We start from the raw sequence: 12,522 nt of genomic DNA, 5'->3' as shown, positions 1-12,522 counted from the left end.
ATGGCAATGCCCATACGTGTCAACTTAACGTAAAACCCCCATTCCATCTAGCTCCCATGCTCTGCGTGGGAGCTGAGATTTATGAGGCTCTGCCTCAATTTATTAGAAGACGAGGCGGCAGCCCACGAATACGCATTTCCAGCCTCCGGCTGGAAACGAGATAGAGAAGGGTTCTGAGCTTAAGTTGACACCAATGGGCAATGCCATACCCCTACGGTCGCATTCTTTTTTAAAATTGGTATAAGTTGGTGTAAATAAACCCAAATATGTTACTAAACATAACTAGGGTAGAAACGCTTACCAATGACCAATGACCAATGACAATCCCTACCGATTATATCTAATTGCACCAACCTACTTATTCTCAGATTTGTGACTTGCTAGAAACTGGCGCAAGCTTAATAGACTGAAAGTTTGTCCTATATTTAATGGTAATAGGGAGACTCCTTCTAGGCGTGACTGTACCCAACCTTCTCCCCAATACCATTCATGAAATCCATCAATTCCACCGCTAAGTAATAAGCGCAAACAGTTAGCTTTTGCCACCTTTACTTGATGATGAATTGCCACTGGGCCAGTCCAGGTGGTGAATTGAAAACCTGCTTGTAGTTCTTCTGGCATTCCTGGTGCGAAACGTTGTCCAATGAGCCATTTTTGTAATTGCGCTGGACGTAGCAGGCTATCGTGAATTGCACTGGCTGAAGCTTCGATTTCGATTCTGAGTTGGCTTTGTTGAAAAGTACCTAGCATTTTTTTAGATGATAATTATTGTAGGTTTGTTATAATTTTATTATGGCAAATATTCAGTTACTAAGTAGGGCGGTGAAATTAAATATGACTGGTGAGGGCTGTCATTTGTCATTTGTCATTGGTAAGGGTTTCAAGACAGTTTGCGTTTCGTAATATAGGTTGTTTTTTTCCCCAGACTTACTTATTTTTAAATAGTAATTAACAGACAGAATAATTAATCATTGATTTTTTCCTAATATTTACAGGGTATTTGTGAACGCTGCTGCCACTAGCACTGCGACAAAAAATATAAGTCCTAGCAATTGTCTGGGAAGATGTAGTTGATTTTGAAAATCAGCCTCCCAGTACACATGAGACTCGCAGCAGCTTTGTGCAGGATATGATGCCAACAAGAAAGTTAGAAGAGTCATTTAATTACTTTGTGCAGGTTTATACAAAATCGAGATGAGAGAAATTGGCAGTCTAGGAAATGGTTAAGTTTAGTTGAGATATACTAAGTTATACTAAATAAGGCTTTAATTTGCGACCCTCACAGCAGGGGCATTTAATAACATATTATTTGGTAAGGTTTTCATGGCGGATCAATTAATTCGCGCCACAGCAGCCGACGGTGGGATTCGAGCCGTAGGTTTAATTACTACGCGCCTCACTGAAGAAGCTAGACAGCGCCACAAACTTTCTTATGTAGCTACAGCTGCACTAGGACGGACAATGGCGGCTGGGTTGTTGATGGCTTCTAGTATGAAGCGAACTGGCTCTAGGGTCAATGTCCGTGTTAAGGGTGATGGGCCATTGGGCGGCATTTTAGTAGATGCGGGATTAGACGGTACGGTAAGGGGCTATGTTGGCAATTCATCTGTAGAATTACCACCCAATGCCAAAGGTAAGCTTGATGTTGGCGGTGCAGTGGGTAAGGGATTCCTTTACGTTGTGCGCGATATTGGTTATGGTTACCCTTACTCTAGTACTGTGGAACTAGTTTCGGGTGAAATTGGTGATGATGTGGCAAATTACCTGGTGAGTTCCGAACAAACGCCTTCGGCTGTAGTTTTAGGCGTATTTGTGGGCGCAGGTGGGGTAACGGCTGCTGGGGGTTTATTGGTACAGGTGTTACCGAAAGCGGCTAGAGATGAAGCTTTAGTAGCCACTTTAGAATCAAGGGTAGCTAGCCTGGCTGGATTTACGCCGTTATTGCAAGCTGGTAAGACTTTACCGACAATTTTGACAGATTTGTTGGGGGATATGGGGCTGACAATTTTCCCGGAAAACCAAATATTGCGCTTTCACTGTGGCTGTTCCTTTGACCGCATGTTGGGCGCATTAAAAATGTTGGGAGAAGCGGAACTACAAGATATGATCGTTAAAGATGATGGCGCTGAGGCAACTTGTGACTTTTGTGGTCAAGTTTACCAGGCCAGCAGCGATCAACTGGCTCAGCTGATTGTCGATTTGCAAACTGAATCTTCTGCTTCAGGATAAGAGTATAAAAGGGCACTAAAATTTTGCGTCTACTAGTGTATCTATGGAGATGATAAAAAAAGTAGCTTTTTAATGATGAGAAAGTTACTATGGCAACAATAGAATTATCGATCTATACAGATCGCTATTCAACTATTTTTTGGTGTGAGAGATGACAGAGCGGGATATTACAGACAGTTGGTCCCGAGGCAGAGCCAGAGATCAGGATGAAAGTCAGGGATTATCCGAAGCACAGCAATTCGGAGAAGCTCATTTATTTAATATTCCAGCGACTGGTTCTAACTCTAAGTCAGTGAAGCGGCAAACAGATCATAATTCCGAAGAATTACCTTTTAATAGTCAGTCTCAAAAAACTATTTCCCCCAATTTGATTCTCAGTAAATTACCTCGCTGGATGCAAAATTGGGTGTTGTGGTTAGTAATATTAACGTTAGTTCCTGGGGGAATAGCTTTTTTGGCAACAGCGATGCTTTTAAAGTTGCCAGCTGCCCCCAATTGTCCAAAAATTTTCTGGCCTTTGGCGAGTGAGTCGGTGCGGCTACATTGTGCGCAGTTGGCGGCTTCTAAGCAAACTGTCACCGATTTGCTGCAAGCGATTAATTTGGTGAAGCAGCTGGGTAAAAACCACCCGTTACGTGGCGAAGCCGATCGCTTTATTGAAAGATGGTCGAAGGATATCTTACAATTAGCCGATCAAAGTTTTCAAGCCGGAAACTTAGAGGAGGCGATCGCTACTGCGCAGAAAATACCTAGCGATGTACCTGTTTATAACAATGTAGAAGAACAAGTAGCAAAATGGCAATCAATTTGGTCAAAGGCTGAGGGAATTTATCAAGAAGCCGAAGCTGAATTGCGGCAAAGAAATTGGCAGTCAGCTTTTATGCTGTCTGCTAAATTGCTACGTGTGGATAATAAATATTGGGCGACTACTAAATACGATGAATTGAATCGGACAATTGCTACGGCTAGGGAAGATGGCGAGAAGTTAGCAAAAGCTGATAATTTAGCTGAGAGTGGCGTTGCTGAGAAAATCCTCGAAGCTATCAAACTAGCGGAATCAATTGGTCAAAATAGTTACCTGTATCAAAAAGCTCAAGAGTTAATTCCGGCTTATGGGCGCAAAATGCTGGATTTAGCCCAGGCGAAATTAGATAAACGGGATGCAGATACAGCTTTAGATATAGTTAGACAAATTCCCGAAAATACCAAGCTGCAAACCGAGGTTGAAGACTTTATCAGCTTGGCTGAAGCCCAAAGAAGTGCTTGGATCGGGACGATTGATTCTTTACAAACAGCAATTTCCCAAGCGCAACAAATTGACCCGTCGAGGGCTGTGTATAACAAAGCACAACAGTTGATTGCTCGCTGGCAGTTAGAAATTGAAGATGTTGCTCATTTAGAAAAAGCGCGAACATTAGCTAGTCAAGGATCAGTCACCGATTTAACAGCTGCGATCGCTCAAACTCAGCTGATTCCCAGAGGTAACCCCCGTGCTAGTGAAGCGAGACAAGAGGCGGGACGCTGGCAAGCGCAAGTTGAGACGATCCAAGATAGACCTTTCTTAGATCGGGCTGAACAGATAGCATATCTAGAAGATATCAATTCTTTACAAGCGGCGATCGCTGAAGCCAGTCAAATCCGTAGTGGTAGAGCATTATATTCTGAAGCACGGAGAAAAATTCAGAATTGGACAGCGAAGATCCAGCGCATTCAAGATCAGCCTTATTTAGATCAGGCGCGAGAACTAGCAGCTAGTGGTAATTTAGCGGGTGCGATTAGTGCGGCACAAAACATAGCTTCTTCGGGAAGGGCACTTTCTGGCGAAGCTCAAGAAGCGATCAATGATTGGCGAGAGCAAATTCGCGCGCGAGATAACTGGCAAAAAGCAAGAACCGCAGCGCTGACGGGTACGCCGGATGCGTTGGTAGAAGCAATCCGCCTAGCTCAACAGGTTCCCAGGCGTAATGCCTTGCGGATGGATGCGAATGTTGCCATCGATCAGTGGAGTCAGCAATTGTTAGATATTGCCCGCACTCAAGGACAATCTGATATCTATAAAGGTATTGAGATTGCCAAGTTGGTTCCTAGAGGTAGTTCTGCTTATAGTGCTGCACAACAACAGATTCAGACTTGGCGAGAATTTCTCAATCCCGAACCTCAGCCAGCAACTCCGCCAACTTTGTCACCGTCACCTAGTAGCACTGAAACGCCAAATTGACCGTTGGAACAACTCAATATATTCTCTGGGGACACAATATTTTGTGTCCCTATTTTTTGTAATTATTTGTAGAGGAGTGGGGGACAAGGAGGACAAGGGGGACAAGAAATTTTAGATTTGAGATTTGCGATAGCGCAGCGTAAAGCCTTCTCCTATCAAAGACGCTACGCGAACGGGAACGACTTCGTCGAACGAGAACGCCTACCCTGCGGGAAGGGCTTCGCCCAACGGCGAACGCTTAGAGCGAGTCATCGAGCGTCTTTTGGATTTCAATCTAAAATCTAAAATCCAAAATCCAAAATTGTTTCAATGCCCAATGCCCAATGCCCCATGCCCAATTAGCTATTCAAGATTTGCCGCACTACAGTTAAGGCTGAGTAACTGACGCCGGCTGTTCCTTCGCCGGGGTGGGTGGAGTCGCCAACTAGCCAGAGATGGTTGATGGGCGTGCGATTGGCAAAACCAAAGGGGCCGAAGGTGGGGATGCGTTGTCCGATACCGCCAACGATACCGCGATCGCGTGCTGTGAAATTGGCAAAGGTGCGGGGTGTGGCGGCTTCTTGGTGGATGATGGTTTCGGGTTTGAGGTAGAAGTATTGCCCTAAACGGGCGATCGCTTGTTCTGTATACTGCTGCTTGAGTTCAGCGTAATTTTCTGTGCGCCACCATCTCCGGGTATCTACGAAGGAAGAAGCAATAATTGTAGCTTTACCTTCGGGTGCGCGTCCATCGCCGGGATGGCTGACGGAGACAAATAGGGAATTATTCTCGCCAATCGGCCCTTCGGCATTGTATAAAAATTGCAGGTGAGGCGGACAATCAGCAGGAATGGCGCTGGCGTCTACGCCTAAATACACAACAAATGCACCGGAGGCTGGGGGTAATTTTTCTACGCGCTGTTTATAACCTGCTGGTGCTTGTTCGCCTAAAAGCTGTACGAGGTTTTGCACTGTGACATTGGCAACTATACGATCGGCGGTTTCTGTCCAAACTTCGCCGCTTTGCTGGTTGCGAATGGTGACGGATTTGGCTTGATGATTTTCGACGGTAATTTTTTCGACGGTGTGGCGTAGTAATAGTTTACCGCCATCTCTTTCTAAGGATTCTACCAGGCGATCGCTTAAGACTTGCATACTACCTTGGAGGTGAAATAAGCCTTGGGGTAGTTGGGATACACTTAACGCCGTAGCTGCATAAAGTAAGGCTGTTTCTTCGGCGTTGACTTGGGAATACAGCTTGAGTTGTAAATCTAAGAAAGTTCGTAAGCGATGGTCATTACCTAATCCATATAACCGTAAAGCATCGCCCACAGTAAATAAAGTAAACGGGACAGTAATTAATGTACTGGGGCGTACCGCTTGAGTTAGCTGCCACAAATCCCATAAACTGCGTGGTGGTAGCACCGGATCGCGTCCTTGGAATTCCCAACTAGCTTGAAATAAAGTTGCTAACAACTGCCAAAATGGTTCGCTACCAGGAAATTGTTTTTGTCGTTCTTCTCGCCATTTTTCGCGATCGCGCCAGACGTTGATCGGTGTGGATTCGCCAGGAAGATAAACAGCGCAAGCCGGATCGCAAGGTGTAGCTTCCGGTAAATCTATGCCCAATTCTGAGAAAATTCGGTGATGAATTCCCCCAGGTTCTAAGCCGGCGACTTGGGTTGCGCCGACATCAAAGGTAAATCCTCGGCGTTTAAAGGTGGAAGCACAACCCCCAGGAACCAAGGCTTGATCGACAATTAAAACGCTGTAACCTTTATGGGCTAATAATGCGCCAGCAGTTAGCCCGCCTATTCCCGCACCGACGACGATGACACGAGGCTGATTTTTGTTAACAGTTACACTGGGCATTGTTACTTTACTTTATATTTCTTAATATTATTCTTAATTTTAACAAAAGCCGGACTGACTGAAAAAGGTGAGGCGGAAATGCGATCGCGTCACCGTAAAGCATTAAAAATGTTTAGTGGTGTGTTTCACCGCATGGAAGTCAAAAGTCACAAAAGTCAGGAATCGGAACTTTGTCAGAAAGATCAATTTAATTACAACCGACCTACTGATAAGTATTTCAAAACTATGTAACCTAAAAAACAAATGATTTACTGCTGAGGCTGGGCTAAAATAGTAACTCCTGATACATACACTTGTAAAATCCGCAAGTACTATTAAAAAAAACTTCACTCTCAATCAAGGGAGAGGCGTGTAGGTTGGTTGACTCTATTTTTTTATCCTCCGGTTGGGTTCCGTGAGGTCAAATGTTTGTGGGTAATTATCTGCTCTCAAGCAGTACGAGATTTGAAAGTGAACTCAAATAAGTAACAAAAATTATCCCACAAGGGTGAGGCTGATATTGACAAAAATGTGCCAATATGCAATATATGCTTAACGCAAAGGAGTTTACCATGCAGCGACAAATGTGCTGGTTATCTGGTTTAGGTGATGATGGGGAAAAGATTTTGCATTTGCAAACTGCACCCGGCCAACCGTGGCGTCCTTATACAGCTTGTAGAGAATATGCAGTTCCTGATTATAAAATACCAGGTGGTTCAAAAGGTTGGGCAACTTATCAAAAATTACTCAAAGCAGGTTGGACTCTGATTCCTAGCTCTCGTGCCAATGAATTTGTTAACAATTTTTCAGACTCAATAATTCAAAATCAATAAGTCCACAGCGATTGAAAAATACTGTGGGCTTATATTTATAAATAGCTCAAAAACCGATTGGGGAACCTTCGCCCCGAGGATCGGCTGCTCCCTCTAAAGTCTTATCTGCTGTCACAACGATCGCATTTGCATTCCCCCAAGGAGTCGTCTCCTTGATGTTGTGTCCCCGGCGACGCAACTGTTGTAAAGTGACAGCATCAAAACCCCAAGGTTCAACTCGCAACTCATCGGGAAGCCACTGGTGATGTATGCGTGGCGCAGAAACAGCTGCACCAGCATCCATGCCATATACTAAAACGTTGAGAATAACTTGTAAAACTTGGGTAATAATTGTACTCCCGCCAGGGGCACCCACTACCATGCGTAAGTGACCGTTTTCGGTAACAATTGTTGGTGTCATGCTGGATAGAGGCGTTTTACGAGGTGCGATCGCATTCGCTTCAGTACCAACTAAACCAAAAAAGTTAGGTACTCCCGGTGCAGCAGCAAAATCATCCATTTCGTTGTTCAGCACAATTCCTGTTCCTGGTGTCACCACACCAGCACCAAAACCAAGGTTAATTGTAAAAGTTAGACTGACGGCATTGTGCTGCCCATCGACAACTACCAAATGGCTGGTTTCTGATGACTCGGACAATTTTGGATTTTGAATTTTGAATTTTGAATTTTGAATTGTTTCTAGCCCTGGCTTTACCTCTGTGGAAGGTGTAGCTTGTTCCATATTGATTTGTTGACGGCGCAATTTAGCGTAGGCTGGGCTGATTAGTTGCGTTGTGGGAACTTTGACAAAATCGGGATCGCCTAAATATTTTGCGCGATCGCTGTATGCAATCTTCATCGCCTCGGCAATTAAATGTAAACTATCAGGGTGATGCCATCCCCAAGATTTTAAATCGGTGTCCCCAATGATGTTTAAAATCTGCAATAGATGTACCCCTCCCGATGAAGGTGGTGGCATAGAGCAGATTTTAGCTTGACGAAAATCGCCACATACAGGAGTGCGCCAGATTGGTTTGTAAGCTTTTAAATCTGCCAGAGTAATTAAACCGCCGTTTTTTGCCATATCTGCAGCGATCGCTTGGGCAATGTTTCCGGTATAAAAACTTTGGGGATTCTGCGCGATCGCTTCTAGTGTCTGAGCTAAATCGCGCTGTACTAATTTTTCTCCTGATTGGTAATATTCGCCATTGCGAGTGAAAATTTCTCGCGCTGCTGGATTGCTGAGAATTATCGGTTTGCGATCTTCGTAAGCTGGTAAAGAACGGTAGGTGACTACCCGACTGAGAGTGAAGCCATTTTTTGCTAATGCGATCGCAGGTTTTACTAACTCCCGCCAAGGCAATTTACCATAACGACGATGCACTTCATACATCCCCGCCACTGTTCCTGGCGTAGCTACAGCTAAATAACCATTCACACTTGCATTCGGACGCACTTTACCTTGTGCATCTAAGTACATATTTCTGGTAGCTTTGAGTGGTGCGCGTTCCCGAAAATCCAGCGCTTTCATTTCGCCAGTTGTTTGCGAATACATCAACAAAAACCCACCGCCGCCAATTCCTGCCGAAAAAGGTTCTACCACAGAAATTGCAAAAGTTGTGGCAACTGCCGCATCAACTGCATTACCACCCTTACGTAATATAGATATACCCGCCTCACTCGCTAAGGGATGTGCTGATACCACCATCCCTTTTTTGCTGCGTAACGGTATAGTAAAAGCGGCTGATACAACTTGACTATGGAAAAATACGCCCAGAGAAAAGACTGCGATGCCTACGGCAACCCCTTTGGGGAACGCTACTCGTTGATATTTAGTAATAATTTTCATTTTGCTGTAACTTTAATGATGTATTTTTCAGCGTAGCTTTGGCAGTAAATTTTCTTATCATCTGTTATGTATGACAACGAGGTACGCGCTACTTTGACGCAACAGGATTTACCAAAATTACACTAGAATAATTCAGTTTGAATTTAGAAATTTGCAACCTTTACCAATGATAAATGACAGCTATATTTTACAAATATACACTTAATATTTATCGTACATAAAAGGGTTTAAGACCCCTACGTCTATACGTAGTATCATTTTCAGGCTGGGTTTAAATCCCCGTCTGAAAATGTCTTTAATTTTGAATTTTGAATTTTGAATTTTGAATTGTTAATGATTTATTGCTTACTTACAAATACAAAACCGCGAGTTTTACCTGAAGTAATATCATGTGTCGCCATTGCTTTCCATAACTCTTCTGCTTTCACCCAAACAGGCGGATATTTGTAACGAGAAACATCCAAAATTAAAAATCTATCTGTTTGTTGATTATATGCAGCTACAGGCGAAATATGACCGCCTCTTTCTTGCCCAATTGTTTTGCGTAAATAATTAACAATAATAAAATTACCCGGTTGTTGTAAATTCTCTGCCGCTAGTTTACGAAAGTTATCTAAACTAATATCAGCCCCATGATAAACTCTGACTTTGACACCATAACTTTCTAATAACCCACCTAATTGTTCTAAAGTTATACCTTTACGCGCCACATCTTCAGCCGAAATTACTTCCTTGGTTTTCTCATTGCTAAAAAAGTTTTCTTGGGTAAATACTCGATATGGTTTATATTGGGGGACTTCTGGTGCAGGAATTCCTAAACTGTTCAGCACCATTACCATACTAGCTACGCCACAATAGGCTTGATTGTTTTGAGTAATAAACTGACTGCTGAGGGGAAAAAAATCTTCTCGCGCTTGGCTTTCAATTAATAATTTTTCTCCTTCCTTAGAATTGAAATTAATTAGATTAGGTGACAATGTAAGAGTCTGAGCTAATACAGTACTGCCACTCAAGCAAATACTTAGTAAAAGAAATTTAATAAATGATTTTAGTATCATATTTTTAGCTTCACTCATCTGAGATTAAAGTGCATATTTAAGATGTTTAAAATGAAAAATTTTACCTAATTTATGAATAAATATAAAATAATTTATCATTCAAGATAGCAAAAGGTATGATACTTGCGAGAAATAAAATTAATTATAATTTATAGAATGTTGCAAAATTCGCGTTTCAAAATCTTTTTTGCTGTCAGTGCGATCGCATTAATCTTTCAGCCCATCACACCACTTTTAGCTGCACCGCCACAACCAAATAATTCTCAACCTGCTACCGCTAGCCCTAATACAGTAAATCAAGCTAAATTAAAAGTCTATGGTGCGCCAAGAACGCGCGTGTCAATTGTGCAGTGGTATTTAGCAGAATTAAACATTCCTTATGACTATATTTCACTCAATTTCAGTGCTAACGAACACAAGCAGCCTGAGTTTTTAGCCATTAATCCTATGGGGAAAGTGCCTGCTATAGTTGATGGCAACCTGAAATTATGGGAATCAGGGGCAATTTTGCTCTATTTAGCCGATAAATATAATCAAATGCCTAATTCCCTAGAAGAACGCGCCAAAATTACCCAGTGGGTGATTTTTGCTAATGCTACCTTGGGGCCTGGGTTATTTTTAGCAGATAGGCGAGAAAAAGAAATGCCAACTTTACTCGCGCCACTGAATCAAATTTTGCAGACACAGCCTTTTATCGCCAGTAATAAATTTACTGTGGCAGATATTGCAGTTGCTTCCTACTTGCACTACGCTAAATTGCTTTTATCATTAGACTTTAGTAAATATCCTGCGGTTGTCGCTTATCTTGATAGAGTTAGTGCTAGACAACCATTTAAAGATACTCTGGGTAAACGTTAATTTTTGATTTTACAATCAAGAATGGCGATCGCAGGGCACAATAAAAACAAACCACAGCGATTTTTTACGCTACCATGAGCTACTGCCTTAATCCCCATTGCCCAAAACCAGAAAATGCTAATGATGTTAAGTTTTGTCTAACTTGCGGTTCTAAGTTACTCCTCAAAGAACGTTACCGCGCAATTAAACCCATAGGACAAGGTGGTTTTGGGCGTACTTTCTTGGCGGTGGATGAAGATAAACCCTCAAAACCACGTTGTGTAATTAAGCAATTTTACCCCCAAGCCCAAGGCACGAATAATGTGCAAAAAGCTGTGGAGTTATTTAACCAGGAAGCTGTGCAATTAGATGAATTAGGACAGCATCCACAAATTCCTTCATTACTGGCATATTTTACCCAAGAAGATAGACAGTATCTTGTCCAAGAATTTATTGATGGGAGAAATTTAGCACAGGAATTAGTCGAACAAGGCGCTTTTAATGAAGTGCAAATTCGCCAGTTACTTAACGATTTATTGCCAGTATTGCAATTTTGTCATGCTAGACAAGTAATTCACCGCGATATTAAACCAGAAAATATTATTTTACGCAGTAGCGATCGCAAATTAGTTTTAGTAGATTTTGGGGCTTCTAAATCTGCTACCAGTACCGCCCTCAACCGCACAGGTACAAGTATAGGTAGTCCCGAATATGTTGCCCCAGAACAAATTAGAGGACGGGCGATTTTCGCCAGCGATATTTATAGTTTAGGTGCAACTTGTGTGCGACTATTAACAGAGCGATCGCCTTTTGATTCTTATGATGTGAATAGCGATACTTGGAATTGGCAGCAATATTTGAAAACTCCTGTGAGTCACGAATTAAGCCTCATTCTCAATAAAATGTTAGCCAGTATCCCTGTCAAACGCTATCAAACAGCAGATGAAGTTCTCAACGATTTGCAAAAGTTACCATTAAACGCCACACCAGCAACATCAGTTAAAGCTGTTACTATTTCACCATCTACACCTCAACCTGCGATTCCTCCGAAAAGTAACAGTCAAATTGATAAAGAATTAGAAGAAATGAAAACATTATTTTTAGGTGGCAATAAACCGCAAAAAAATTCAGTCAATCCACCAAATCCTAATCCTCAGTCTACTACTAAAAGTATCATTGATGATGAATTAGAAGAATTAAAAAATAAATATTTAGGTCAAAATAATATCTAAGAGTGTTTGCGGCACATCAATATAATTTAGAGGGCATGGCAGTGCCAGTGACCCTACCATTTATCGCATTCTATTTTCAAATTGGTATTATAAAAACCATAATAAAATTTAGAAACCCAACTTTTCAAATAAGTCGGGTTTCTGGAAAAAGTGAATTGACCGAGGCTTAAATAAACTCACCAATTAGATGTGTTTGTCTCATCCCAAATTTGCAAAGATAACTCTTTAAGATAATTTAATCCGCTTTGAATTTGGGCATCTGTTCCTTGCAATTCTAAGTCAAACCAACCATCACCAACAGCATTAGCTCCCAAAATTGCCGCAGTAATATTCACTACTAAACCATAATCAGAAACTAATTTAGAAATTACAGGTTCTTGGTGATAGTCTTTAGGAATTCTTAATCTGATTCGTTTATTGGTCATTAGTCATTAGTCATTGGTCATTGGTCATTTGTC

11 protein-coding genes are annotated in these 12,522 nt (G+C 42.0%); 6 read left to right on the top strand and 5 right to left on the bottom strand.

Annotated features, from left to right (window positions below; genetic code table 11):
- Positions 1 to 354 precede the first annotated feature (354 nt).
- Positions 355 to 750: a hypothetical protein gene (locus H6G08_RS22805; protein WP_190547044.1), complete on the bottom strand. Its 396-nt coding sequence runs from the start codon at positions 748 to 750 to the stop codon at positions 355 to 357.
- 573 nt (positions 751 to 1,323) lie between these two features.
- Here H6G08_RS22805 and hslO point away from each other — a divergent pair.
- Both hslO and H6G08_RS22795 read left to right on the top strand, forming a co-directional pair.
- Positions 1,324 to 2,229, top strand: coding sequence for an Hsp33 family molecular chaperone HslO (gene hslO, locus H6G08_RS22800; protein WP_190547042.1), 906 nt, complete (start codon positions 1,324 to 1,326; stop codon positions 2,227 to 2,229).
- Between the two features lie 151 nt (positions 2,230 to 2,380).
- The gene (locus H6G08_RS22795) at positions 2,381 to 4,447 is read left to right on the top strand and encodes a coiled-coil domain-containing protein (protein WP_190547040.1); all 2,067 of its coding nucleotides are present in this window, start codon (positions 2,381 to 2,383) and stop codon (positions 4,445 to 4,447) included.
- A 338-nt stretch (positions 4,448 to 4,785) separates the two neighbouring features.
- Here H6G08_RS22795 and crtD read toward each other — a convergent pair whose 3' ends face one another.
- Positions 4,786 to 6,297: a C-3',4' desaturase CrtD gene (gene crtD / locus H6G08_RS22790; RefSeq protein WP_190547038.1), complete on the bottom strand. Its 1,512-nt coding sequence runs from the start codon at positions 6,295 to 6,297 to the stop codon at positions 4,786 to 4,788.
- Between the two features lie 78 nt (positions 6,298 to 6,375).
- Between crtD and H6G08_RS22785 the strand changes: the two genes are divergently transcribed.
- On the top strand, positions 6,376 to 6,528 hold the full coding sequence (locus H6G08_RS22785; RefSeq protein WP_190547036.1) for a hypothetical protein: 153 nt from the start codon (positions 6,376 to 6,378) through the stop codon (positions 6,526 to 6,528).
- 320 nt (positions 6,529 to 6,848) lie between these two features.
- Complete coding sequence (locus H6G08_RS22780; protein ID WP_190547034.1) at positions 6,849 to 7,109, top strand: hypothetical protein; 261 nt, start codon at positions 6,849 to 6,851, stop codon at positions 7,107 to 7,109.
- A 46-nt stretch (positions 7,110 to 7,155) separates the two neighbouring features.
- Here H6G08_RS22780 and ggt read toward each other — a convergent pair whose 3' ends face one another.
- On the bottom strand, positions 7,156 to 8,937 hold the full coding sequence (ggt, locus tag H6G08_RS22775; RefSeq protein WP_190547032.1) for a gamma-glutamyltransferase: 1,782 nt from the start codon (positions 8,935 to 8,937) through the stop codon (positions 7,156 to 7,158).
- Between the two features lie 338 nt (positions 8,938 to 9,275).
- Complete coding sequence (locus H6G08_RS22770; RefSeq protein ID WP_242046238.1) at positions 9,276 to 9,995, bottom strand: phytochelatin synthase family protein; 720 nt, start codon at positions 9,993 to 9,995, stop codon at positions 9,276 to 9,278.
- A gap of 156 nt (positions 9,996 to 10,151) precedes the next feature.
- Between H6G08_RS22770 and H6G08_RS22765 the strand changes: the two genes are divergently transcribed.
- Both H6G08_RS22765 and H6G08_RS22760 read left to right on the top strand, forming a co-directional pair.
- The gene (locus tag H6G08_RS22765) at positions 10,152 to 10,853 is read left to right on the top strand and encodes a glutathione S-transferase family protein (protein WP_190547028.1); all 702 of its coding nucleotides are present in this window, start codon (positions 10,152 to 10,154) and stop codon (positions 10,851 to 10,853) included.
- Between the two features lie 74 nt (positions 10,854 to 10,927).
- A complete protein-coding gene (locus H6G08_RS22760; RefSeq protein ID WP_190547026.1) occupies positions 10,928 to 12,064 on the top strand; it encodes a serine/threonine-protein kinase in 1,137 nt (378 codons plus the stop codon).
- Between the two features lie 176 nt (positions 12,065 to 12,240).
- Here H6G08_RS22760 and H6G08_RS22755 read toward each other — a convergent pair whose 3' ends face one another.
- Entirely contained in the window at positions 12,241 to 12,489 is a 249-nt protein-coding gene (locus H6G08_RS22755; protein ID WP_096646959.1) for an NIL domain-containing protein, read from the bottom strand.
- Positions 12,490 to 12,522: the final 33 nt, after the last annotated feature.

The sequence above is a fragment of the Calothrix anomala FACHB-343 genome (genome assembly GCF_014696435.1).
GTDB classification, from domain to species: domain Bacteria; phylum Cyanobacteriota; class Cyanobacteriia; order Cyanobacteriales; family Nostocaceae; genus Aulosira; species Aulosira anomala_A.
Note: the sequence above shows the minus strand (reverse complement) of the source record. Positions and strands in the feature narration are given on the sequence as shown.